A 23,291-nucleotide genomic window follows, 5' to 3' on the forward strand; every position below is an offset into this window, starting at 1 on the left:
CTTGTCAAAACGGAAGTCAAATCTCACAAAATTTGAATAATTTCTTTACATACTTGTCACGGCTTGGGTAGTTTCGGTTCCGTCAGTCGGCGGCCACCACCAACCGGCCGCCTTCCCCCTCGATATCTAGGACAACTGTGACGAGAACCAAGACCCTGGCCACAAGCCTGCTCAGCCTCACTGCCGCCGCCTTACTCGCACTGGGCGCCGGCAGCGGGGCCACCGCGGCTCCGTCCATAAGCCATGGCACCGATGCGTCGACCCTCAGCAGCGATTCGGCGTCGGATGGCAGAACCGCTGACTATTGGACTCCTGAACGGATGAAGAACGCCGTCTCCGGCGACGTTCTGGCGACCAAGGCGCTCACGCGGGCACAGGCCGCAGTGGGCCTTGCCGATCTCCCGGTTTCTCCCGAGCAGGTTTTCCCCGAGCTTGGCCACGCGGTGACTATCGAAGGCCAGAAAGCCACCAGCTCCACAGCGCCGTCTCCCGCCGTGGATCGCAAAGCCAACGCAGGTGAGTCTCCTGTTGCGCACATCGGGAAGTTGTTCTTCACCCTGGGCGGGGTGAACTATGTCTGCTCGGGCAACTCCGTTGCCTCGGCCAATCAAAGCACCGTCTCAACTGCGGGCCACTGCCTGAACGAGGGCCCCGGAGCGTTCGCAAGCAACTTCACGTTTGTTCCTGCATACCTCAATGGCGCCGCGCCCTACGGCAAGTGGACAGCCAAGGCGCTGTACACCACCAGCCAGTGGTCCTCGAGTGGAAACATGCAGTACGACACCGGTTTCGCCGTCATGAACACCCTCGATGGTCAAAAGCTCTCAGACGTGGTTGGTGCGTCCGGCGTTCAGTTCAATGCCGCCCGAGGACTGGCATACAAATCGTTCGGATACCCTGCAGCATCTCCCTTCACCGGAGAATCACCCAAGAGTTGCTCCGGCACGGCCGCCAACGATCCCTACAACCCCCAGTACAACACCCAGGGGATCCCTTGCAACATGACGGGTGGCTCCTCCGGTGGCCCGTGGTTCATTGGAACCAGCTCCAGCGGGTACCAGAACTCGGTGAACAGCTACGGCTACGGCAGCAACTCCACCAAGATGTACGGCCCGTACTGGGGCACGGTCATCCAAAGCACATACCAGACCGCGTCCACGGCCCCTTAGCCTCCCCCTCCCCCGGACATGCCCCCTGTTCGCTCCCAGGACTGGACATATCGCGAATATGCCCAGTCCTGAGCACAAAAAATGGACATGTCCTCCCGGGAAGGGAGGACATGTCCATTTTTCGGTGGAGCGGGTGGGCTTAGTGGCGCGCGTGGAAGCCTGGGCTTAGTGGAAGCCCGAGCTTAGTGGAAGAAGTGCCTTGCTCCCGTGAAGTACATCGTGATCCCGGCGGCGTTGGCCGCGGCAATGACTTCCTCGTCGCGCACTGAACCGCCAGGCTGCACGACGGCGCGGACACCGGCGTCGATCAGGATCTGCAGGCCATCGGCGAACGGGAAGAACGCGTCGGAAGCGGCCACGGCACCGCGGGCGCGCTCGGGTGCGCCAGTCGCGCCTGATTCTGTCGTCCCGACATTTGACGCACCGCCGGCACCTTCGACGTCGGACTCCACCTGAACGCCCAAGGTGTTGGCGCGCTCAACGGCCAGTTTGCACGAGTCCAGGCGGTTGACCTGGCCCATGCCGATGCCGACTGCGGCTCCGTTGTTGGCGAGGAGGATCGCGTTGGACTTGGCGGCGCGGCAAGCGGTCCAGGCGAACGCCAGGTCGGCCAGCGTGGCGTCGTCGGCAGCCTCGCCGGCCGCGAGGGTCCAGTTGGCGGGGTTGTCGCCGTCCGCGTCCACCTTGTCGGCTTGCTGGACGAGGACGCCGCCCGAGACCTGGCGGATCTCCGTGGGATAGCGGCCATAACCGTCCGGCAGCGCCAGCAGGCGGATGTTCTTCTTCTTCGACAGGATTTCAACGGCTTCCGGCTCGAAGCCCGGGGCGATGACGACCTCGGTGAAGATCCCGGCCACGGTCTGCGCCATACCCGCCGTGACAATGCTGTTTGCCGCGATGACGCCGCCGAAAGCGGACACAGGATCGCAAGCGTGGGCCTTGGCATGGGCGTCGGCGATGGGGTCGGCGGCATCGGCGGAACCGACGGCCACGCCGCAGGGGTTGGCGTGCTTGATGATGGCGACCGCGGGCTCGGAGAAGTCGAATGCGGCGCGGAGGGCGGCGTCGGCGTCGACGAAGTTGTTGTAGCTCATGGCCTTGCCGTGCAGCTGGTCTGCCTGGGCGATGCCGGCGGGCGCAGCCTTGTCCACGTAGAGGGCGGCCTGCTGGTGCGGGTTTTCGCCGTAGCGTAGGACCTCGGAGCGCTCCAGGGCGAGACCGGCGTAGGCGGGCCAGTCGATGACGCCGTCGCCGTCTTCGTCGAGGAACTGGCTGGCGGTCCAGGTGGCAACGGCGGTGTCGTACGCTGCGGTGTGGGCAAAGGCTTTCGCGGCCAGGCGGCGGCGGGTCTTCAGGTCGAAGCCACCCGCAGCGGCGGCTTCCACCACGGCGCCGTAGAAGTTCGGGTCAACAACGATCGCGACGGCGGCATGGTTCTTGGCGGCCGAACGCACCATGGCGGGGCCTCCGATGTCGATCTGCTCGACGACGTCGTCCTGCTCAGCGCCGGAGCGGACGGTCTCCACGAACGGGTAGAGGTTGACCACCACGAGGTCGAAGGGCTCGATCTCCATCTTGGCCAGCGTTTCCATGTGGGCAGGAACGCGGCGGTCGGCCAGGATGCCGCCGTGCACGCGCGGGTGCAGGGTCTTGACCCGGCCATCGAGCATCTCCGGGGAACCGGTGACTTCTTCGACTTCCTTGACCGGAATACCGGCTGCGGCAATCCTCTTCGCGGTGGAGCCGGTGGAGACGATGGCGACTCCTGCTGCGTGCAGGCCCTTCGCGAGCTCCTCCAGCCCCGTCTTGTCGTAAACCGAGATCAGTGCACGGCGGATGGGAACACGGTCAAGCTGCGTCAAGCTCACAAAAGTCTCCGTCTTATATCGCGGGATTCCGCGGTTGCTGGGGATATGGACGAGTTTATCGTGTTGTGGCTCTTCTTCGTTTTTCGAGACGTGGTGGCGCCCGCAACATATGGTTGGGCCATGGATTCCGCGGATGTGATTTTGGTAGCCGACGTCGGCAAGAGCCGATGCAGGGTAGAACTCCGGCAGGGCGTTGAGGTGTTGGGCTCGGCGGACCAGCAGGGCTTCCCCGGCCTGGGCATGGACAACGGCGCCCGGCTCGCCTTCGAGCTCCTCGCGGACACTGCATCCATGCTGCCGCGAGGGCTTCCTGGCTCGTTGCGCGGAATCGGCGCCGCCGTGGCCGGGGTTGAGGCCTCCGCGGCGAACTCCCACGGGCTTGCCGTCCTGCTTTCCGAACGTTTCAAGGTCCCGGCCGCGGTTCTCTCGGACGCCACCGCGGCCCAGCTCGGCGCCCTGGACGGTGCGCCCGGAACAGTGCTGATTGTGGGCACGGGGGCCGTTGCCTTCCGTTTCGACGCCGCCGGCACCCTCCACCGTGCCGACGGTTGGGGACCGCTGTTGGGCGATCGCGGAAGTGGCCGGTGGATCGGCCAGCAGGGTCTTCAGGCCGCATTGCAAGCGCACGACGGCGGACCGGCGACTTCGTTGCTCGGCGCGACTGCCGCACTCGTTGACTCGCCCGCGCAGCTTCCGGCATGGCTCGCCGAATCCGACAACCCGGCCCGGACGATGGCGCGTTTCACCCCCGCGGTGCTGAAAGAGGCGGAGGCGGGAGACGCCGTCGCACACGGAATTGTGGACGAAGCGTGCAGGCTCCTCGTGAACACCGTGTCGCTCGCCTCCGGCGACACGAAGAAAGTGGCGCTCCTTGGCGGCGTCGTGAAATCGGAGTTCTTCGGCGGGCTCTTGCACAACGCCCTCGCTTCGGCTGGGATTGAGGTGGTTGCGGCACTCGGCGATGGCATGGACGGGGCCGCCCTCGCAGCGAACCGCCGCGGGCTCCTCCAGGAAAGGTACATTCACCGTGACGGAACAGCCTGACGCAACTTCCCCCGACTCTCCCGGTTCCATCAATGGCGACAGGCTCAAGGAACTCCGCTCCGAGCTCGCGGGCCTGCAAACAGAAGCGGCATCGCCCGCGCTCAGTGACTTGGACACCATGGGCACGTCCGAGCTCGTCGCCGCCATGAACGAGCAGAACCGGGGCGTCCCCGCCGCCGTCGAACAAGCCAGCGAGCAGATCGCCGCAGTGGTCGACGCCGTTGCGGAACGCCTCTCCCGCGGCGGCCGGCTGCTCTACGTCGGCGCCGGAACTGCCGGACGGCTCGGAGTATTGGACGCGAGCGAATGCCCGCCCACGTTCGGCACTCCCCCGGGTCTCGTCGTCGGGATCATCGCGGGCGGCACCCAGGCCATCCAGAAACCGGTGGAATACGCCGAGGACAACGCCACGGCCGGAGCCCGGGACCTGCACGACATCAGCGTGACCGAGGCGGACGCCGTCGTCGGAATTTCGGCTTCGGGACGTACGCCATACGTGATCGGCGCCCTTGAGGAGGCCCGCAGCCGAGGGGCTTTCACCGCGTCGCTCGCCTGCAACCACGACTCACCCATCAGCAAATTGGCGGACGTGGCGATCGACGTCGTAGTCGGGCCGGAATTCGTTGCAGGTTCAACGCGGCTGAAGGCGGGGACCGCGCAGAAACTCGTCCTCAACATGATCAGCACGCTCGCCATGGTCAAGCTCGGGAAGACCTACGGGAACCTGATGGTCGATCTGCGCGCCACCAACAACAAACTCCTTGCGAGGTCCCAACGGACCATCCAACATGCCACCGGCGTGGACGCGGAGACGGCGATTCGCGCGCTCGATTCCGTCGGTGGATCGGTCAAGGCGGCCATCCTGGTGGTACTGACGGGCATCGATCCCGCGCAGGCGAAGAACGCTTTGGATGAGGCCGGGGGTTTCTTGCGAAAGGCGGTTCAGAACCACGGATAGAGTTTCCCCAGGAGGGGAAATGAATACTTACACAACCGTCCCGAGCGGCGAGCAGGTTGTCCAGGAGCTGCCGTGGCGGTGGAAGGTCCAGGGCCGGATCTTCCTGATCGGTGGCCTCGGCTTCATGTTCGATGCCTGGGACGTCACCCTCAACGGCATCCTCATCCCGCTGCTTTCCAAGCATTGGTCCCTCCAGCCCGCCGACGCCGGATGGATCGGCACCGCCAACCTGGTCGGCATGGCCTTGGGCGCCTTCGCCTGGGGCACCATCGCGGACACGATCGGCCGGAAGCGGGCATTCACCGCCACCCTGCTCATCTTCTCGCTCTTCACCGTGCTGGGTGCTTTCTCCCCTGATTTGGTCTGGTTCTGCATCTTCCGCTTCATGGCCGGCTTCGGCCTGGGCGGCTGTATTCCGGTGGATTACGCCTTGGTAGGTGAATTCACCCCACGGAAGCAACGCGGCAAGGTGCTTACAGCCATGGATGGTTGGTGGCCCGTGGGCGCAGCCCTGTGCGGCTTCATTTCGGCCGGACTTGTTGCGGCCTTTGCCGATTGGCGCCTGACCATGCTCGTCATGGTGTTGCCAGCCCTGCTGGTGTTCTGGGTCAGGCGGAGCGTGCCCGAATCCCCGCTCTTCCTCATCCGCAAGGGCCGGCGCCAAGAGGCCGCCGACGTCATCGACAGTCTCGTCCTGGCCACAGGAGCGGGGCCTCGGGCCTACAGTCTTCCCGCACCGCAAGACGCGCCGCGCCTCTCCGCCGGCAGCGCGTGGCAGCAGCTGCGACGCGTCTGGCAGTTCAACTGGAAGATCACGACGGCGGCATGGGTCCTGTTTTTCAGCATCCTCCTGGTCTACTACTTGAGCTTGACGTGGATGCCGCGGATTCTGATCGGCGCCGGATTCGAGGAGTACAAGGCCTTCGTGACGACAGCCGGGATGGCCGGCGTCGGGCTCCTGGGCGTGGCGGTCGCCGCGGTGCTGGTGGAGCGCGTGGGCCGCAAGTGGATCCTGGGCATCACCGGGCCGCTGTCCGCGTTGACCCTGGTGATTGTGTCATTGGTGGTGGACATTCCTGACGCGGCGGTGTTCTGGCTCCTGGCGTTCGGCTTCGTTGTCCAGGTGGCCATCCCGGTGCTTTATACCTACGTGTCGGAGCTCTACCCTACCGAGCTTCGGGGTTCCGGCTTCGGCTGGGCGTCCACGTTCTCACGGGTTGGAGCCGGGATCGGGCCGCTCGTGTTCGCCTCGTATTTCTGGCCCGAGTTTGGCTTGGCAACGTCCTTCGCCTTGGCTGGCGGGCTCATTGTGCTGTCCGTGCTGTGGATGGCGTTGTTTGCCCCTGAGACCAAGCATCTCGACCTCGACTGAGCATGCCCCCTGTCCGAGGCTACGAGTGGACATAACAGCAATATGTCCATTCTTCGCGGGCAACAGTGGGCATGTCCCTTGGGGCGGGCTGCACATGTCCATCCTTCGCGGCCAACGGTGGGCATGTCCCTCAGGGGTGCCCGACTAGCTCGCATTAGGTGTCGTTTTCAGGCCTCAATACGACACCTAATGCGAGTCAGTTAGGTCGGAAGGAGGACTCAGGCGTGCTTTCCCGCCGCGAGCTCTGCGAGGGTCCGGACCAGGAGCCTGCGCTCGACCACCTTGATGCGTTCGTGCAGGGTGTCTTCGGTGTCGTCCGGGGCGATCTCAACGGCTTCCTGGGCGATGATGGGCCCGGTGTCCACGCCGGCGTCGGCCCAGTGGACAGTGCAGCCGGTCACTTTCACGCCATAAGCCATGGCATCTCGGACTCCGTGGGCTCCCGGGAAAGCGGGCAGCAGTGCTGGGTGCGTGTTGAGGTACTTGCCGCCGAAGGCATCGATGAATTCCGGGCTGACGATCCGCATGAAACCGGACGAAACCACGACGTCCGGCTCGTACGAGGCAACGGCTTTGGTAAGCGCGGCGTTCCAATCGGCCCGGTCTGCATAGTCTTTGAAGTCCACCACGAAGGTGTCCAGTCCAGCTTCAGCGGAGCGCTCCACGCCGTAGGTACCCGGCCGGTCGGCTCCCACGGCTGCGATCTCAACGTCCAGCTCTCCCGCCTTCACGGCGTCGATTACTGCTTGGAGGTTGGAACCGGTGCCGGAGACGAGGACAACAATGCGCATTGCACTAGCTTATGGCTGGCTCGCGTAGGCTGGAAAACATGAATTCCGGCGTTGGACCCACCCCGCAGCATCAGCCACAGAGCGAGGCTGCCAAATCAGCGCTTGCCATTACCCAAACGCTGTTCAGGGCATTCCTGCTGACTGTTCTTGGCGCCATCTTCGTCTACATACTGAACATCAGCTACGTCTGGCTCAGTGCTATCCTCACCGTCATCGCGGGGGTGCTTGGAGTGGTGGTCCTCGTGCGGACCGTCCGGTTCAAGCAGCCGCGCATCGTTCTGTTTGGCACCATTTCCGGCCTCGTGGTCACGGCCATCATGTGCCTGCTGGTGATCACCGCCGCCGTCTTCTTCCGACAGATCACCACCTTGCAGGACTGTGCGCGAGCCGCCTTGACGCTCCACGCCCAAAACTCGTGCCAGGTGGATTTCCAGAACTCCATTCCCTCCGGATTGCGCTAACCGGGGCGCAAGCCAGGTGAGGCGGGCACCTTAGCGGCGGTCGCCGTCGTACACCGAATCGTCGAGATCCGCTTCGCGGAGCTTCTGCCGCCTTTCGAGCCAGGGCCCCACCCAGTAACCGATCACGACGCCGATCCCCACCTCCGCGGCGATCCAGACTGCCGTCCACCGCGGGTCCGGGCCGATCTCGGTGAGGCGACCGATTCCGGCGGAACCGCGCGCCAGCAAGGCAAGGCCTCCGGCCAAAGCCCCGGCCACAGCCCCGATGAGCGCGCCGAGGATCAACGTGGAAACAGGGGCGGTGAACCAGCGCGCCTTGATCTTGATGGAGAGCCATTCGTCGAAGTGGTTCTCCCCCGCGCGCAGGAACCACCAGCCCGCCAACAGGCCGGCGATCACCGGAAGGGCAAGGGCCGCGGCGCCGAAGTCGAGCTGCCCGGTGGGCAGTGCGCCGAAAACAGGAATGGCAGGCAGGGGCCCCACGGCGGTGCCCAGCGGCCCGACGTGTGAGCCGACACCGAGGGAGAACCCGGCGCCGGAGGACCAAGCCAAAGTGAAAACCGCCAGATTAGGCAGGTAGCCGAGCTGGGCGATGGTCAGGACGCCGCCGCCGAGGGCCCCGGCTTTCAGGCCTTCGTAGACGGCGATGATGTCCGTCCAGTGCATGACAAGGTCGACGGCGAGCAGCGTCGCTGAGAGTGTCATGGCTGCCATGATCGCCACGAATCCGGCCTTGATAGCGGACCCAAAGTAGGAACCGGCCCAACGGGAATGTTGGCTTGTGCGTGCGAGCCAATCGACGGCGTCGACGCCAATGAGCCTGCTCCAGGAGCCGGACTCACGCCGGGCCCCCACCACCATGCCGAGGCCGAACGGGATAAGCGGCAGTAACGCAGCGAACCAGATGTTGATGACGACATCCTGCGTGCGGCACACGAATCCGGTGGCCGCGCCGAACGCCCCGTAGACAAGCAACGCTCCGAAGAAGGCCTGCCACAGCTGGTCCGTGTAGGAAGCCCTGGCCAGTCGGCGGCCAGCGCGCCACGCCAGGAGGAAGGGGACCAACGTCAGTCCGAGCGGGATAAGGGACAGCATCCCGGAACCCGGTAGGCCTGCGGTTCCCATGTTGACGGTGGCAAGCTGCAGCGGCACACCGTGGACGAGGAGCCAGGTTTGGCCAGCCAAACGTGCCAGGAAATCGATGGTGTGGTTCTGGAATCCGTCAGTTGCCCAGACGCCGATCAGCGGCAGGACCACCACGAGCGCCGAGATGATAGCGGCCTGGGCCGACTCAAGGGCACCCTGCAGCCACAAAGGCATGGGCAGGCCATGGTTACCGGTCTGATCAGCGCGCAGTTTCATCGTGTTCTATCGTGCCACGGCGTGCCCCACTCCCCCGGCAGGCGCCCGCACAGCCCGCAGATCCACCAACGCCCGCTCACTTATATCCCCCTCCCGGCCAACGCCCGCTCACTTATGGGGCGCGCACGCCAGACGCTCCTGCACGACCGCCGCGCCGCCGTCGTTTATGTGAGCGAGCGTCGGGGGAAAACGCCACACATGTGAGCGAGCGTCGGGGCCCGCCGCGGCCCGTCGGGGCGCGTCGAACCGTCGGGGCGCCGCCGATCCCAGCGCTTTTTGCATATGTCAGACGTAAAATTGGAGTGTTCGCAATAGGTGGATGGAGGGCATAAATGACTACCGCAACCCCACATGCACATGGTGTTCACTTTGGACGGACGGACATCCAGAACATCGGCATGGGTGTAGGTATTCTGATGGCGCTGGTGGGCCTTCTCGGATTCATTCCGGGCATCACCATGCGGTACGGGGAATTGCAGTTCTTCGGGCCAAATTCGCACGCAATGCTCCTGGGTGTGTTCCAGGTGTCGCTGCTGCTCAACATTGTGCAACTGCTCATCGGCGGAACGAGCTGGGCGATGTCCCGCTCGGGCGGCCATAGCGCACGCAATATCCTGATGAGCTTCGGTGCCTTGTACATCGTGCTCAGTGTGTACGGACTGAGTGTCGGGGTTGATTCGGCGGCCAACTTCCTGTCGCTGAACACGCTCGACAACTGGACGTTCATGGTGTTGGGCATCCTGATGGTCGCCGCAGGCTGGATGTTTTCACGACATCTGGCTGACGACGCAAAATAGACCTGTTCACAAGCCCGGATTGAGTTAGCCCGGGATTACAGGAGCCGCCAATGGGTAGGATCTACAGCCAAATCTGAATAGTCATACAAGCGGTTGGTGCAGTTCCTGCGGTGAAGAAGCCGGGGGCTGTGCCAACCTTCTTTGTGCCCGACGCCGTCAGATCCACTTGGGTGCCGCCGGCACCGGCCCAGCAACCCCAGCCACCCCGTCGGTCCCGCGCCCGGTGGCCCATTGCACGACGCCGGGCAGCGGCCCGGTGATCACGACGGCGGCGTCCGGGTCCCCGAAGACCAGGCCGGTGCCGGCGACTTTGACCAACAACCCGGTGTCGGTGCCGCGGGTGGACCACGCGGACGTGATGTCGCGGAGCAGCCGTTCCAGTACCGACGCCGGGATGTCGCCGAATGATGCTCCGTTGTCGAGGTCCACGGCATGGACCCAGACTTCGCGGGTGCGCATCCAGACGGTTTCCGACGCCGGGACTTCCCTGCCTTGGATGGTCCGGACCGTGTGGTGCCAGGCGTCCTCGGGCAGGTCGCGCCATTCCACGCTCAGGTGCACGGCGGAGTGGTCAAACAGGTTCCGCAAGGCAATGGGAGACAGGGTGGCGCCGAAGTTGATTTCCTCATCCCGCACCGCGACGGAGGGGTACATCGGAGTCTCCACGCCGGTCGAGGCCCATTCAACCAGCCGGGCGATGGCCCGGGCGTTGTAGCCGATGTGTGCTACAACGTGGCGGCGGCTCCAGCCGGGAAGCAGCGAACCGCCGTCGAGCTCCGCGTCGCTGAGTTCGTTGAGCTTGCGGGCGAAAAACGCGGTCCCCCGCCGGGCCTGCAGCAGTTGTTCCTGCAGGCCCGGATCGGTGGTCAGGTCGTGGCGGGCGACCATCAGGCTTCCTTGACCACGCGGTTGTTCAGCTGGCCCAGGCCCTCGATGGTGGTGACCAGGAACTGGCCTTCCTGCAGGTACCGCTTGGGGTCCTGGGCGTGGCCCACCCCGCCGGGCGTACCGGTCGCGATGACGTCGCCCGGGTTCAGCGTGATGATGGTCGAGATGTAGGACACCAGGTACTCGGGCGTGAACACGAGGTCCCCGGTGGGGGTGCTCTGCTGGATCTCACCGTCCACCGCGGAGGTCATCAAGGGCCCGGCCGTGAACTCGTCTTTGGTGACCAGGGCCGGTCCGAATGGCGTCGACTTCTCCCAGGTCTTGCCCTGCAGCCACTGGATGGTGCGGAACTGGTAGTCGCGCATGCTGATGTCGTTCAGGACCGAGTACCCGGCGATGTGATCCTTGGCGTCGGCTTCGCTGATACGCCGGCCTTTCTTGCCGATCACGACGGCGAGCTCGGCTTCCCAGTCAACGGTGTCCGATTCCTGCGGCAGCGCGAGGTCGTCGTTGGGGCCGATCAGGGATTCCTGGTACTTCGCGAACAGGGTGGGGTACTCGGGGATGTCCCGGCCCATCTCCTTGATGTGGTTGCGGTAGTTGTGGCCGACGCAGATGATCTTCCCCGGTGAGGGCACGACGGCGGCGAGGTCGGCGCCGTCGTACGCGTGCGTTGCGCCGTGGGCCGCCTCCGCGATGGCCGCCCATGCGGGTTCCTGCAGGAGGGCGCCCACGTCGGAGAACCCGTCGATCTCGGTCAGGGTGTTGCCGTCCTGGCGGACGGCCGTCGTCGTGCCGGCGGAAGTGCGGAGGGTGAGGAGTCTCATTTGTTGCGTCCTTCGATGTACGTGCGGTTGAAATTCAGTCGTTCGAAAATGGGGGCGTCGCTGAAGCGGAAGAGATCGAACTCGCTCTCGGCCTGAAGCGACCACAAAGCCCAGGACGGAACCACGAACAGGTCGCCCTTCGCCAGGACCGTGGACTCCCCGTTGAGGACCACGGTGCCGGTGCCTTCGAAGACCTGCCACACGCTGGAGCCGACTTCGCGCACGGCCTCGGTGGAAGCCCCGGCCCGCAGCCGGTGGAACTCGGCACGGATGGTGGGCATGACGTCCCCGCCGGTGGTCGGGTTGGTGTAGCGCACGGCGGCGTGTCCCTGGGACACCGTGGCGGGGTGTCCTTCGTCTTCGAGGAGCAGCTGCTCGCGCAGGGCGGCGTCCGTGTGCTCCCAGCGGTAAGCCGCGATGGGCGAGTTGGTGGTGTCATCCAGTCCGGACAGCGGACGGAGGCCCGGGTGCGCCCAGAGCCGCTCGGAGCGTGAGACGTCCGGGGTGGCCTCATCCGTGACCCGTTCGGTCCCGAATTCGAAGAATCCCGCGTCCGCGTAGTGCACGAACGGGATGTCCAGTCCGTCGATCCACGCCATCGGCTGGTCGGTGTCGTTGTGGTGGCCGTGGAAGTTCCAGCCCGGCGTCAGCAGGAAGTCCCCGCGGCGCATCGCCACCGGATCCCCGTTCACCACGGTCCACACCCCTTCACCCTCGACGACGAAGCGGAACGCGTTCTGCGAGTGACGGTGTTCCGGGGCTGTTTCGTGCGCGCCCAGATACTGGATCGCGGCCCACAAGGTCGGCGTTGCATACGGCGTGCCGGCCAGGCCCGGGTTGGCCAAAGCCATGGCACGGCGCTCCCCACCCCGGCCCACCGGAACCAGGTCCCCGGCACGGGCAGCCAGCGGGTACAGATCGTTCCAGCGCCACACGTGCGGCACGGCCTTCGGGGACGGCACCATCGGCATCAGGTCCGCGATCTCCGTCCACAGCGGGATCAGGTTCCCGGATTCGAAGTCGCGGTACAACTGTGCAAGCTGCTCGGCTTCCTCCGGCGTCGGCTCCGGAACCGCGTGCGCAGTGCCAGCGGAATGATCAGCGGCAACTGATTCATGTGTTGTGCTATCGGCGCTGATGGACACAGGGGGCCTCCTCGAGGGGTACGGGACAGTTTTGGCGTACTCCAGACCCTAGGGAAGCCCTCAAGTGATCTCCAGCATATTCTGCCAGCCAGAATCCACTGGCCCAACTGACTGGCAGTAGATGTCGTTATGGGCCCTCAAAACGACATCTATTGCGAGTCAGTTGGGTGCGCTACGACTCACGTTCGGCCGGATTTGCCGCAATGTCAATCTCCAATTGGCGCTGGGTTTCCCGCAGGATACCCACGAGTCCGCTGTCGAAGAGCCTGCGGAACCTTGCCACGGGAGTCGCGACGCTCAGCGCACCCACGGCAACACCCTGCCTGTTGTGGAGGGCCACCCCTAAAGCGCTGATCCCTTCCTCGGTGCCCTCGAAATTCGCGGCGAATCCGTTGCTCCGGATAGTCTCAAGCTCGCGGAGGAAGGCCGGATATTCGGCGTCGGGAATGTTGTCCCCGCCGATCTCCGCATTGTGGCTGCGGAACAACTGCTCAATCATGGCGGGCTCCAGCTCGGCCAACAATGCCTTGCCGCCCGAGGCCTTGTTCGCGGGAAGTACGGTTCCCTGCCGGTCGCCTACCCGCAGGGCGTTGGTCCCTTCCACCGTCGCAAGGAACCTCACCTTGGTACCCACACGCACCATGAGATTGACGGTCTCGTTGATCCGGCCGCTCAGGAGTTCCATGTGCGGCTGGGCCACCGTGCGCAGCAAACGGGTCCAACTGAGTCCTGCCGGTCCGACCCCCATGGCCGGCCCGGGCACGTAGCGGCGGGTCTCGTCCTGGACCGCGAACCCCCGGTAGACCAGCATGGCCAACAGCCGGTGGGCAGTGGACGGGGCGACACCCAACTCCGCGGCGGCGTCCTTGAGTCGCAGGCTGCCGCCGTCCCGCAAGAGCTGGAGGAGTTGCAGGGCGTTGTCCACGGCCTCAATGGAGTAGGCCGGTTTCTTGCGGGCTGGAAGATTCTGCACGACAGAATTCTATTGGTGCCGGCGAGCGTGGGCCACACAGTGGTGGGATGAATCACACACCATCCGCTGCAGCGCCGGAGCGGACCCAACGGCACCACTCTCCCGAAGCATCCGCCCGGTTCTCCAAGCGTTCCGCCGCCGCTGTGCTGGTCTGCTGGTTGCTAGTGGTTTTCGACGGCTATGACCTCATCGTCTACGGCACCGTGCAATCGTCCCTCATCACCAACACAGGCTGGGGGCTCACCAAAGCGACGGCCGGCACGGTCGGTTCGATGGCGTTCCTGGGCATGATGATCGGAGCCATCTTCGCCGGCAGGATGTCGGACAGTTGGGGCCGCCGACGGACCATCATCGCCTGCGCCGCGCTGTTTTCGCTCTTCACCATCCTGTGCGCGTTCTCCCCGAACGCCTTCGTCTTCGGGGGCTTACGCCTACTGGCCGGCATCGGCCTGGGCGGGCTTGTCCCCTCGGCAAATGCCTTGGTCGCGGAACTGGTCCCCGCCAAATGGCGGTCCACCATCGCCACGCTGATGATGTCCGGAGTGCCGATCGGCGGCTCGATTGCCGCGTTGGCAGGCATTCCGCTGATTCCCGTATTCGGCTGGCCGGTCATGTTCCTGGTGGCCGCAGTGGCCCTGCTCGTGGTAGTTCCGCTGGGCATGCGCTTCCTCCCGGAGACCCTCCCGGAGACGCTGCCGCCTGCAGAAAAAGCGAAACAAACAGTGGGCTTCAAGTCCCTGCTCCGTTCTCCGTACCTCGGCATGAGCCTCCTGTTCGCGATCTCCACCCTCGTGACGCTCTTTGCCTGGTACGGCCTGGGCACGTGGCTGCCGAACCTGATGCAACTGGCCGGCTACAACCTCGGATCAGCCCTGACGTTCGCGCTGGCACTCAACCTCGGTGCCGTCGTCGGCTCGGTAGCCACCGCTTGGGCGGGAACGCGCTTCGGTCCCATCCCGACGGCGATCGCGGCAGCCGCCGTCGCCGCCGTCGCGCTGGCCGTACTGGTGGCGGGTCCGCCCGTGGGGCTTGTCTACGTCATGTTGGTGCTGGCCGGGGTCGGCACCCACGGAACCCAGTGCCTCATCATCGCGGCCGTTGCCAGCCATTACCCGGCACACTTGCGGGGCACAGCGCTCGGCTGGGCCCTCGGCGTCGGCCGTATTGGCGCCGTCGCCGCACCCCAGGTAGGCGGGCTGCTCCTCGCAGCCGGGCTGGGCGTCAACTCGAACTTCCTGGCATTTGCCGGGGCCGCTGCCGTCGCGGCCATCCTGCTCGGCGCCATCGGCACGAAGATCAAAACCGCGAAAATCCAATCCAAAAGCACCACCTCTCTAGGAGCGAGCAATGTCTGACCGCAAACCGTCCACTGAAGTCCTCGTCGTCGGCGGAGGGATGGCCGGCCTTGCCGGCGCCCTGGCCCTCCGCGCAAACGGCGCCGAGGTGACGTTGGTTGAGCGGGCCCCCGAATTCGGCGAGGTCGGCGCGGGACTGCAGATGGCACCCAACGCCTCCCGCGTCCTGGAGCGTTGGGGTCTCCTCGAGAAGGCGCTCGAGATCGGCGTCCGGCCCAAGCATTTGGTGTTCCGCGACGCCCTGACTGGTGAGGAACTCACCCGTCAGACCCTCGGAGGCGAGTTCGAGGAGCGCTATGGCGCCCCGTACGTGGTGATCCACCGCAGCGACCTGCACCGGATCCTGTTGGAGGCCTGCCAGGACGCCGGCGTCCGTCTGGTGAACGACGTCGTCGTCGAGAAAGTGGAGACCGTGAACGGCCGCGGGATGGCCCACACGTCGAGTGGCGACGTTTACGAGGCCGACGTCATGATCGGCGCCGACGGCCTCAAGTCCACGCTCCGCGCCGCCGTCGCGCAGGACGGGCCGGTGTCGTCGTCGTACGTCGCCTATCGCGGAACGGTGCCCATCACGGCTGAGACCCCGGCGGCCGATCTCGAAGACGTCGTCGTCTACCTCGGGCCGGACTGCCACCTCGTGCAATACCCGCTGCGCAAAGGCGAACTGCTCAACACGGTGGCCGTTTTCAAGTCGCCTTCCTTCGAGCGCGGGGAGGAGCAATACGGTGGCGTCGACGAACTCGAGGCCGCTTACAAAGACTGCATTCCGGCAGTCCAGCTCGCGTTGCGGAACCTTGCGACCGGCATCCGCTGGCCCATGTACGATCGCGATCCCATCGAGAACTGGATCGACGGCCGCCTGGTTCTGATGGGCGATGCCGCGCACCCCATGCTCCAGTACTTGGCCCAGGGGGCCTGCCAGGCGCTTGAAGACGCCGCGGTCCTCCAGGACTCCACTGTCGGTTCCGTGTTCACCGACGACGGCGTGGACGCCGGTGCGTGGGACCGCGCCATCAGCGATTTCAACTCAGCCCGCGCAGCGCGCACGGCCCGCGTCCAGCGCACCGCGCGCATCTGGGGAGAGTCCTGGCACGTGTCCGGCGTCGGGCGCATCTTGCGGAACCTGCTGTTCAAGAGCCGCAAGGACGGCGACTTCCAGTACAACGACTGGCTGTACGGCCAAGAGGGCGACGGCGTTCCGGCGGTTCCAGCGGACGGCACGGCGAGGAGTGCATCGTTGGCGGGAACGCACGCCTAGCAGCATCCGTTGTGTCAATTGTAAGTAAACAAATTGCTGGACTCCTGGAGCAGACCACCGCAGACTGACTACACGAGCCGCTTGGGTGCTTGCCGTTGAAAGGACAGTCATGTTCGACCTCGTTGCTTATCTCCCCATTCTTGTCACCGTATTGGGGGTAGTTGTCGCCGTTGCTGTCATTAGGCTTCTCATCAAATTGATGTGGAAGGTGGCTGAACCAAACGAGGCACTCATCATTTCCGGCCTGACCCGCGGAAGTGTGGACACCAGGGACGGAATGGATTTCAAAATCGTCACCGGCAAGGGTGCCTTGGTTGTCCCCGGGCTCCAAACCGTGAGGACTTTGTCCCTGACCCTGAATGAAACAGAGCTTCAGGTCAACTGTGTGACCTCGCAAGGTATCCAGGTGATTGTGGAGGGCGTGGTTATTTACAAAATCGGTGACGCCGCGCCTTTCATCGCGAACGCCGCGAGGAGGTTTCTCGGCCAGCAGCCCAAAATGGAAAGCCAGGTCTACAACGTTTTTGAAGGGCATTTGCGCTCGATCATTGGCAGCATGACCATGGAAGAGATCATCCGCGAGCGGGACAAACTCGCTTCCCTGGTCCGCAGCGCGAGCGGCATAGAAATGGAAAAGCTTGGCCTGGTGGTTGATTCCCTCCAAATCAAGGACCTCCAGGACCCCACGGGCTACATCCAAAACCTGGCCAAACCGCACATTGCGCAGGTCAAAATGGAGGCCCGCATCGCCGAGGCCACCAGAAACCGCGAGGCCGCGGAGAAGGAAGCCGAGGCAGCCGCCCAGATCGCGGACGCCCAGAGCCTTTCGGCGATCAAGCAATCAGCGGCCCAAGCCAATGCCGAGACCGCAAGGGCCAACGCCGCACAGGCAGGTCCGTTGGCCGACGCCACGGCACGCCAGCAAGTGGTGGTCCAGGAAACCGAGGTGGCCAAGCTGGAGGCGGACCGCGAGGAGCAGAAGCTCCAGACGTCCATCCGAAAGCCTGCCGACGCAAAGGCGTACGCCCAGCGGACCGAGGCGGAAGCCCAAAAAGCTGCCGACATCAGCGCGTCCGAGGCGCGGGCGCGGCGAACGGAACTCGAGGCCCAGGCGAACGCCCGCAAGGTGGAGGTCGAAGCGCAGGCCAACGCCACGGCGGCGGCCGCCATTGCGGGAGCTACGAAGATCACCGGTGAAGCCGAAGCGGCAGCCACCAGGGCCCGCGGCGACGCTGCGGCCTCCGCCATCAAGGCCAAGTCCTTGGCGGAGGCGGACGGCATCAAAGCCCGCGCCGAGGCGCTCGGAACCAACCAAGAGGCCGTTATCTCCCAGCAGCTTGCCGAGAACATGCCTGCTATCGTGGCAGCCGCGGCTGAACCCTTTGCCCACGTGGGGCAACTGACGGTCCTCAACGGTGGCGAGGGCCTCAACAGCATGGTGGGTGGGATCTTGTCCCAGGTGGGCAACTACCTGCCATCGATTACAGCTGCGCTCAAGAACGGCAAGGAACCGGCCAAGCGGCCCACCAAAGCCCCTGACGCATAGGGAAACCGATGCACAAAGAGGTTGATAAGAGCCTGACGGGCAAAATCGGCAGGGTTACGGGTCGCATCGGGCCGGGCACTGTGGGGGAAGTGATGCTGCCGTTCCACGGCGGCACAAGCGCCTTCCACGCGCATCCATTCGATAAGAGCAGTGTTTTCAACGTGGGTGACGAAGTGCTGGTCATCTATTACGAGCCGCCTGGGACGGTATTCGTTGACGAGCTGCCGGACGTTCTGAAGGCTGCCAAGTAGAGCGGCCCGACAAAAAGCTGAGGACGGCCGGTTAGCCGCCCTCAGCCCGGTAGTCACTGATGGATTGCTCAGCCCAGCGGCGGGGCTCCCACACTGTCGTACATGGCGTAGTCGTCCGTGGTGACAGATCCGTTGCTGAACAAGCTCAACCCGAAACTGATGGCAGTGGCCCCGGCGGGAAGTGCCGGCGTCGTGAAGCTTGCCTGGGTATAGGTGCTGGCCGTACTCAGCCACGGTCCGGAGGTCCAATACACCCAGTTGTTTGAGGCGTCACGGTAGTACAAGGCAAACTGTGTGACGGCTGTGGAGGTGTACCAAACACGCACCGAGTAGGTGTGTCCTGCCACGCCCGCAGGTGGGCAGGTACTGGTGTCCATTGTGGGAAGCAGTTTCGCGTCACCGCTGGAGTATCCCGTGATGGTGAGTTTCTCCGCTTTGGTACCAGTGTGTGCGGTAGCAACCGTGCTGAACGTGGCGGTGTTGGTGCCGTATCCACCGGCCTGCCAGCACTGCGGGAACGCACCCGTACCGGCCGTTTCAAGGCCGGGGTTTTGTACCAGGTTGCCGCCGGCTGGTGGTGGCGGCGGAGGCGGTGGCGGCGTGCCGACGTCGAACATCTCGTAGTCATCCGTGGTCAGCGTGCCGTTACTGAACAGGTTCAACCCGAAGCTGATGCCGCTCGCGCCTGTAGGCAGTGGCGGCGTTGTCCACGTGGCCTTTTGAAAGGTCGTGGCCGGTGAGAACCAAGGGCTTGATGTCCAGTACTTCCAGGAGCCCACACCGATCCGGTAGTAGAGCTCGAACTGGGTGCTTGTGGTCGATTTATACCAGGCACCTATTGAATAGGAGTTCCCGGGTGTGGCAGTGGGCGAGCACCCGCCTAGGTCAAGGGTGGGCAGTAACTTCGCGTCGCCGTCGACATAGTTGGTGACCACGAGCTGTTCAGCGACTTTTCCTGTGTGTCCCGGTTTGACGGTGGAGAAGGCTGCCGTGTTGGTGCCATAGCCTGCTGCGGCCCAGCACTGCGGAGCCCCGTTGACCAAGGTTTCAAGGCTTGGGTTCTTGACCAGGTTGCCGGTACCCTCCGGTGGCGCCGGCGGTCCCGAGACAAGCGGCTTGACGGTTCCGCCGATCACTTGGGCCACTGTCTTAACCGTGGTGGTTGCGGGCCGGGACTTGAGCCACGTGGCGAACTGGTTGAAAAGGGTCGGGGTAATGTTCAGCGGATCCGTGCTGGTGGCTGAAATGTGGTGGAAGGTGAGTTGGACCCACCCACCCGCGGGCTCCGCCTGGGTGACAGACTTTTGCAGGTCTGCCAGGGTCCAGGTCTTGTCCACTTCGTCCGGCGCAGCTGTGTTGTACGGGTTGGCAGGAGGGATGGTCTCCGCGAGCGGGCAGCCCGCGCAGCTGAAGCGCGTCTTGATGTCACCAAGATTGCGGGCACTGTTGAACCCGCAGTTCTTGACTATGGTTTCGAGGGATGCGTTCTCGGCAGCGAATGGATACGCGAAGTCGGTGATCGTGAATCCAAGGTTGCTCAGGTTCACCCTGTCGTTGCAAATCTGGCGAGTTGCCTCATCCGCCGTCACGGTGGTCAGATCCGGGTGGGTAACGGTGTGGCCGGCAATCTCATTGCCGTTCGCCACAAGGCCCTGCATGTCGCTTGTCGTCATGTAATTCGGATTGTTAATGAATCCGGACGGCGTGAAGAAAGTACCCACGAGGCCCAGGCTCTGCATGGTCTGCGCGGCATTGAGTTGGTCGGCATTTGCGTCGTCAAAAGTCAGGGTCACGACGGTGGGATTGGCAGCTTGGGCCGCAGGTGCGGTGATGCCGGCCGTGACACCGGTGAAAGCAAATACCACCACAACGGTGGAGAACCACGTAAACCATTTACCGGGGATCGTCCCTTTGAACGTCCGGTGCCGGTCAACCTGGTCAGTACGGTTGATGAGATTCATAGGGTCTGGCTCGATTCTTGGCAACGGCCTGGCCGGACATACGGGCGACGCAGGGTGATTCACCCAGCGCTGTTCAGCACCTGGGGGCGCGCCGCCCAGTCAGTGCCCTCTTGCCGAAATACCCCGGTGCCCGGGACAAGCCCCAGTCATGGCCACGAGGTTCATCACCGTTGTCACCGTAAGTCGGGCCGGTATTGGGGAATAAGAGTAACTTCTACCCGTCTTTCAGCTCCGTAATTACCCGGATTGGCGCATTTTCTGTCGCTACGGATCCTCCACTCGCGTAATCAACATCAATTTGTTAACCAAACCTTCCCCCTACCGTCACGCCCATTCCCCCGCTTCGCCAACCTCCGCGCACACCGTGGAGGGGTGAGGATCGCTATCGTTGCCGAATCATTCCTGCCGCTCATGAACGGGGTAACCCACTCCATCCTGCGGGTGCTGGAGCATCTGCAAGAGCGCGGCGACGAAGTGATGGTGATAGCGCCGTCGACGTCGGACACTGCCGTCTCGGACGTCGTGAACGGCGCTTTTGTCCACCGCCTCCCCTCCGTGCCCTTGGCCGGATACACAAATGTGCGGGTGGCGTTGGGCGGTGTGAGCCGGGTCAAGAGAATCCTTGCCGACTACGCACCGGACGTCGTCCACCTCGCATCTCCATTCGTCCTCGGATGGCGGGCTGTGCAGGCTGCGCACCAGCTCGGCATCCCCACGGTTGCCATCTACCAAACCGAGGTCCCCAGCTACGCCGCCCGGTATGGCGTCCCCATCCTGGAGAACTGGGCATGGAACCGGGTGGACAACATCCATCTTCGTGCAGACCGGACACTGGTCCCGTCCACGTTCGCGCTCAACCAGTTGCGCGGCCGCGGGATCTTAAGGGTGGGCATGTGGCGGCGCGGTGTGGATACCGCGCGGTTCTCCCCCACCAAGCGCTCGACGGCGTGGCGCGCCTCCGTAGCGCCCCGCGGCGAGCGCATCATCGGCTATGTCGGCCGCCTCGCGGTGGAGAAGCAGGTGGAGGACCTTGCCGTGCTGGCGGACCTGCCGGGAACCAGGCTTGTCATTGTGGGCGACGGTCCGCAACGCGCTGCCCTCGAAGCAGCCCTGCCGAACGCCTTCTTCACCGGGTTCCTGGGCGGCGACGAATTGGCCCAAGTCGTGGCGGGCCTTGACCTCTTCGTTCATCCTGGCGAGTTCGAAACGTTTTGCCAGACCATCCAGGAGGCGATGGCCTCGGGCGTTCCCGTCGTGGCCACCGGCCGCGGCGGTCCCCTCGATCTCGTGGAAAACTCACGCACCGGCTGGCTTTACGAGCCGGGAGACCTCGCGCAGTTACGCGGCTATGTGCAGGACCTGGTGGGCGACGACGCCAAGCGCCGTGCATTCGGAACGGCGGCACTCGCTTCGGTCCAAGGACGGACCTGGCCGGTATTGAGTGCCCAACTCGTGGAGCATTACGAGGCAGTGATCGCCGGCGAAGCGCTTGTGGAGCCGGCCACTGCACCCAGCCACCCGCTTCAGGCGGCCGAGTATCAGGCGGCCGAGTATCAGTCGGCCGAGTATCAGGCGGCCGAGCCCGCCATCATTTCCGTGACTTCCAGCAAAGGACTCCCCGCATGAAAATCTCTGTTGTCGGCTGTGGCTATCTTGGCGCGGTACATGCCGCGACGCTCGCGTCGATGGGCCACACCGTGGTGGGCATCGACGTCGACGCCCAGAAGGTGGCCCACCTGAACAAGGGCTTCGCTCCCTTCCACGAACCCGGCCTTGATGAACTTCTCCGGGACGGCTTCGCCACCAAGCGGCTCACGTTCTCCACCGATTTCGCCGATGCCGCCGATGCCCGGACGCACTTCCTCTGCGTGGGCACCCCGCAGTCCAAGACCTCGGATACCGCGGACCTCTCCTACGTGATCGCAGCCACGAAGAGCCTCCTCCCGCATCTGGCGAGGGGCGCCGCCGTCGTCGGCAAATCCACCGTTCCTGTGGGAACAGTGGACATGCTCCGCGGCGTCCTTGCCCGCAGGCCGGATGTCCTGCTCGGTTGGAACCCCGAGTTCCTGCGCCAGGGCACGGCCGTGAAAGATTCACTGGTACCGGATCGTTTGGTGTACGGCGTGCCGGGCGGCAAGGACTCTGCCGCCGGCGCTCCGGTCACGGCTGCGCTCGACGCCGTCTACGAACCTCTGATTTCCGCCGGGATCCCGCGGCTGGTCTGCAACTTCGCGACCGCCGAGCTCATCAAGTCCGCCTCCAATGCGTACCTCGCCACGAAGCTCAGCTTCATCAACGCGATAGCCGAGCTTTGCGACGCCTCAGGGGCCGACGTTACCGAGCTCAGTGAGGCGATGGGCCTGGATCCGCGCATCGGCAACCGCTACCTGCACGCAGGGTTGGGTTTCGGCGGCGGCTGCTTGCCGAAGGACATCCGTTCGTTCCGTGCGCAGGCGCAAGCGCTGTCCGTGCCTTCCCTTGATGAGTGGATGGGGGTGGTCGATTCCATCAATCTGGGCCAGCGCGCCCGCGCCGTGGACGTCGCCCGTGAAATGTGCAAGGGGTTCCTGTCCGGCCGCACCGTCACGGTGCTGGGCGCGGCCTTCAAACCGGACACCGACGACATCCGTGACTCCCCCGCCCTTGACGTCGCACTCCAGCTGGCCGCGGCCGGCGCCCACGTTACCGTGACCGATCCCAAGGCCATCAACAATGCTTGGATGCGCTACCCCCAGCTCCGTTTCGAAGCGTCCACGACGCGCGCGCTCGAAGGCGCTGAGCTGGTGCTGCTGCTCACCGAATGGGACGAATACCGGGCCCTGTCACCCGCCGCCGTCGGTTCGCTGGTACGACGCCGGATGGTGCTGGACGCGCGGAACGTCCTGGACGCCGGAGTATGGCGGGCGCAAGGCTGGACGTTTCGGGGGCTCGGAACCGGTTCCTATGGTGAGCCTTCGGAGCCGATGTCTGACGTCAAGCCTCCGGTCGTTCCTGTCGAACCACTCAACACGCGGCCGTTCATAGTCGGGTCCCCGGCCAAGGCACCGTCGACGAGACGGTAGCTTTGGCTAGCCGCGGCCGTGATGAGCGGCCGCGGGAGGCCCTCCGTGTTTTCCCCCGAAATACACGGAGACGGGCCCGCACGCACACGGAGATCCGCCTTGTTTACACTGAGAAACGGCCCTGGGCACACGGATTTTTCCCTTTTCTACACTTAGACGCCAATTTCACCGAGAGAATCTGAATCGTGGATGGCCTTCCTTTT

At 64.4% G+C, this 23,291-nt stretch carries 20 protein-coding genes; 12 read left to right on the forward strand and 8 right to left on the reverse strand.

What is annotated here, in order from left to right; all coding sequences use genetic code 11:
• The first annotated feature begins 137 nt into the window (after positions 1 to 137).
• Positions 138 to 1,169, forward strand: a complete 1,032-nt coding sequence (locus QRN59_RS03650; protein ID WP_284981149.1) for a trypsin-like serine peptidase — start codon at positions 138 to 140, stop codon at positions 1,167 to 1,169.
• A gap of 182 nt (positions 1,170 to 1,351) precedes the next feature.
• Here QRN59_RS03650 and purH read toward each other — a convergent pair whose 3' ends face one another.
• Positions 1,352 to 3,037 carry a bifunctional phosphoribosylaminoimidazolecarboxamide formyltransferase/IMP cyclohydrolase gene (gene purH, locus QRN59_RS03655; protein WP_284981150.1) on the reverse strand — a complete coding sequence of 562 codons (1,686 nt, stop codon included), beginning with the start codon at positions 3,035 to 3,037 and terminating at the stop codon, positions 1,352 to 1,354.
• A 120-nt stretch (positions 3,038 to 3,157) separates the two neighbouring features.
• Here purH and QRN59_RS03660 point away from each other — a divergent pair, with 120 nt between their 5' ends.
• Genes QRN59_RS03660 through QRN59_RS03670 form a run of 3 tightly spaced genes read left to right on the forward strand, consistent with a single transcriptional unit; the run spans position 3,158 to position 6,411 of the window.
• Positions 3,158 to 4,081, forward strand: coding sequence for an N-acetylglucosamine kinase (locus QRN59_RS03660; RefSeq protein ID WP_284981151.1), 924 nt, complete (start codon positions 3,158 to 3,160; stop codon positions 4,079 to 4,081).
• Positions 4,065 to 5,039 (forward strand): N-acetylmuramic acid 6-phosphate etherase, encoded by a 975-nt coding sequence (gene murQ, locus QRN59_RS03665; RefSeq protein ID WP_284981152.1) that lies wholly within the window; start codon positions 4,065 to 4,067, stop codon positions 5,037 to 5,039. Before QRN59_RS03660 ends, murQ begins: the two co-directional genes overlap by 17 nt.
• A gap of 19 nt (positions 5,040 to 5,058) precedes the next feature.
• Positions 5,059 to 6,411 (forward strand): MFS transporter, encoded by a 1,353-nt coding sequence (locus tag QRN59_RS03670; protein WP_284981153.1) that lies wholly within the window; start codon positions 5,059 to 5,061, stop codon positions 6,409 to 6,411.
• Between the two features lie 218 nt (positions 6,412 to 6,629).
• Here QRN59_RS03670 and purN read toward each other — a convergent pair whose 3' ends face one another.
• Positions 6,630 to 7,202: a phosphoribosylglycinamide formyltransferase gene (purN, locus tag QRN59_RS03675; protein WP_284981154.1), complete on the reverse strand. Its 573-nt coding sequence runs from the start codon at positions 7,200 to 7,202 to the stop codon at positions 6,630 to 6,632.
• Between the two features lie 38 nt (positions 7,203 to 7,240).
• Between purN and QRN59_RS03680 the strand changes: the two genes are divergently transcribed.
• Positions 7,241 to 7,663 carry a hypothetical protein gene (locus QRN59_RS03680; protein ID WP_284981155.1) on the forward strand — a complete coding sequence of 141 codons (423 nt, stop codon included), beginning with the start codon at positions 7,241 to 7,243 and terminating at the stop codon, positions 7,661 to 7,663.
• A gap of 30 nt (positions 7,664 to 7,693) precedes the next feature.
• Here the strand turns inward: QRN59_RS03680 and QRN59_RS03685 are convergent, their stop codons facing one another.
• Entirely contained in the window at positions 7,694 to 9,025 is a 1,332-nt protein-coding gene (locus QRN59_RS03685) for a cell division protein PerM (protein ID WP_284981156.1), read from the reverse strand.
• A gap of 332 nt (positions 9,026 to 9,357) precedes the next feature.
• Here QRN59_RS03685 and QRN59_RS03690 point away from each other — a divergent pair, with 332 nt between their 5' ends.
• Positions 9,358 to 9,822 carry a DUF4383 domain-containing protein gene (locus QRN59_RS03690; RefSeq protein WP_284751863.1) on the forward strand — a complete coding sequence of 155 codons (465 nt, stop codon included), beginning with the start codon at positions 9,358 to 9,360 and terminating at the stop codon, positions 9,820 to 9,822.
• Between the two features lie 156 nt (positions 9,823 to 9,978).
• Here the strand turns inward: QRN59_RS03690 and QRN59_RS03695 are convergent, their stop codons facing one another.
• The 4 genes from QRN59_RS03695 to QRN59_RS03710 form a co-directional block, all read right to left on the reverse strand.
• On the reverse strand, positions 9,979 to 10,710 hold the full coding sequence (locus tag QRN59_RS03695) for a maleylpyruvate isomerase family mycothiol-dependent enzyme (RefSeq protein WP_284981157.1): 732 nt from the start codon (positions 10,708 to 10,710) through the stop codon (positions 9,979 to 9,981).
• A complete protein-coding gene (locus tag QRN59_RS03700) occupies positions 10,710 to 11,537 on the reverse strand; it encodes a fumarylacetoacetate hydrolase family protein (protein WP_284981158.1) in 828 nt (275 codons plus the stop codon). The genes QRN59_RS03695 and QRN59_RS03700 overlap by 1 nt, the downstream gene beginning before the upstream one ends.
• On the reverse strand, positions 11,534 to 12,682 hold the full coding sequence (locus tag QRN59_RS03705) for a cupin domain-containing protein (RefSeq protein WP_284981159.1): 1,149 nt from the start codon (positions 12,680 to 12,682) through the stop codon (positions 11,534 to 11,536). Before QRN59_RS03705 ends, QRN59_RS03700 begins: the two co-directional genes overlap by 4 nt.
• Before the next feature lie 172 nt (positions 12,683 to 12,854).
• Positions 12,855 to 13,655: an IclR family transcriptional regulator gene (locus QRN59_RS03710; RefSeq protein WP_284981160.1), complete on the reverse strand. Its 801-nt coding sequence runs from the start codon at positions 13,653 to 13,655 to the stop codon at positions 12,855 to 12,857.
• 47 nt (positions 13,656 to 13,702) lie between these two features.
• Here QRN59_RS03710 and QRN59_RS03715 point away from each other — a divergent pair, with 47 nt between their 5' ends.
• From QRN59_RS03715 to QRN59_RS03730, 4 genes are all read left to right on the forward strand, one after another.
• Positions 13,703 to 15,010 carry an MFS transporter gene (locus QRN59_RS03715; protein ID WP_284981161.1) on the forward strand — a complete coding sequence of 436 codons (1,308 nt, stop codon included), beginning with the start codon at positions 13,703 to 13,705 and terminating at the stop codon, positions 15,008 to 15,010.
• The gene (locus QRN59_RS03720) at positions 15,003 to 16,268 is read left to right on the forward strand and encodes an FAD-dependent oxidoreductase (protein WP_284981162.1); all 1,266 of its coding nucleotides are present in this window, start codon (positions 15,003 to 15,005) and stop codon (positions 16,266 to 16,268) included. Before QRN59_RS03715 ends, QRN59_RS03720 begins: the two co-directional genes overlap by 8 nt.
• Positions 16,269 to 16,377: 109 nt before the next feature.
• Complete coding sequence (locus QRN59_RS03725) at positions 16,378 to 17,814, forward strand: flotillin family protein (RefSeq protein ID WP_284981163.1); 1,437 nt, start codon at positions 16,378 to 16,380, stop codon at positions 17,812 to 17,814.
• An 8-nt stretch (positions 17,815 to 17,822) separates the two neighbouring features.
• Positions 17,823 to 18,065, forward strand: a complete 243-nt coding sequence (locus QRN59_RS03730; protein ID WP_284981164.1) for an NfeD C-terminal domain-containing protein — start codon at positions 17,823 to 17,825, stop codon at positions 18,063 to 18,065.
• 68 nt (positions 18,066 to 18,133) lie between these two features.
• Here QRN59_RS03730 and QRN59_RS03735 read toward each other — a convergent pair whose 3' ends face one another.
• Complete coding sequence (locus tag QRN59_RS03735) at positions 18,134 to 20,026, reverse strand: polysaccharide deacetylase family protein (RefSeq protein WP_284981165.1); 1,893 nt, start codon at positions 20,024 to 20,026, stop codon at positions 18,134 to 18,136.
• Between the two features lie 372 nt (positions 20,027 to 20,398).
• On the opposite strand from QRN59_RS03735, the gene QRN59_RS03740 reads away from it, so the two are divergent.
• Positions 20,399 to 21,652: a glycosyltransferase family 4 protein gene (locus QRN59_RS03740; protein ID WP_284981166.1), complete on the forward strand. Its 1,254-nt coding sequence runs from the start codon at positions 20,399 to 20,401 to the stop codon at positions 21,650 to 21,652.
• Positions 21,649 to 23,088 (forward strand): UDP-glucose dehydrogenase family protein, encoded by a 1,440-nt coding sequence (locus tag QRN59_RS03745; protein WP_284981167.1) that lies wholly within the window; start codon positions 21,649 to 21,651, stop codon positions 23,086 to 23,088. The genes QRN59_RS03740 and QRN59_RS03745 overlap by 4 nt, the downstream gene beginning before the upstream one ends.
• Positions 23,089 to 23,291 lie beyond the last annotated feature (203 nt).

It is taken from the genome of Arthrobacter sp. efr-133-TYG-118, assembly GCF_030209755.1.
GTDB lineage: Bacteria > Actinomycetota > Actinomycetes > Actinomycetales > Micrococcaceae > Arthrobacter.

Excerpts from the sequence above, each read along its gene's own strand:
- QRN59_RS03695 (WP_284981157.1), bottom strand. The coding sequence starts at position 10,710 with ATGGTCGCCCGCCACGACCTGACCACCGATCCGGGCCTGCAGGAACAA.
- QRN59_RS03745 (WP_284981167.1), top strand. The coding sequence starts at position 21,649 with ATGAAAATCTCTGTTGTCGGCTGTGGCTATCTTGGCGCGGTACATGCC.
- QRN59_RS03680 (WP_284981155.1), top strand. The coding sequence starts at position 7,241 with ATGAATTCCGGCGTTGGACCCACCCCGCAGCATCAGCCACAGAGCGAG.
- QRN59_RS03715 (WP_284981161.1), top strand. The coding sequence starts at position 13,703 with ATGAATCACACACCATCCGCTGCAGCGCCGGAGCGGACCCAACGGCAC.
- QRN59_RS03720 (WP_284981162.1), top strand. The coding sequence starts at position 15,003 with ATGTCTGACCGCAAACCGTCCACTGAAGTCCTCGTCGTCGGCGGAGGG.
- QRN59_RS03730 (WP_284981164.1), top strand. The coding sequence starts at position 17,823 with ATGCACAAAGAGGTTGATAAGAGCCTGACGGGCAAAATCGGCAGGGTT.
- QRN59_RS03735 (WP_284981165.1), bottom strand. The coding sequence starts at position 20,026 with ATGAATCTCATCAACCGTACTGACCAGGTTGACCGGCACCGGACGTTC.
- QRN59_RS03700 (WP_284981158.1), bottom strand. The coding sequence starts at position 11,537 with ATGAGACTCCTCACCCTCCGCACTTCCGCCGGCACGACGACGGCCGTC.
- QRN59_RS03670 (WP_284981153.1), top strand. The coding sequence starts at position 5,059 with ATGAATACTTACACAACCGTCCCGAGCGGCGAGCAGGTTGTCCAGGAG.
- QRN59_RS03660 (WP_284981151.1), top strand. The coding sequence starts at position 3,158 with ATGGATTCCGCGGATGTGATTTTGGTAGCCGACGTCGGCAAGAGCCGA.
- QRN59_RS03685 (WP_284981156.1), bottom strand. The coding sequence starts at position 9,025 with ATGAAACTGCGCGCTGATCAGACCGGTAACCATGGCCTGCCCATGCCT.
- purN (WP_284981154.1), bottom strand. The coding sequence starts at position 7,202 with ATGCGCATTGTTGTCCTCGTCTCCGGCACCGGTTCCAACCTCCAAGCA.
- QRN59_RS03725 (WP_284981163.1), top strand. The coding sequence starts at position 16,378 with ATGTTCGACCTCGTTGCTTATCTCCCCATTCTTGTCACCGTATTGGGG.
- QRN59_RS03690 (WP_284751863.1), top strand. The coding sequence starts at position 9,358 with ATGACTACCGCAACCCCACATGCACATGGTGTTCACTTTGGACGGACG.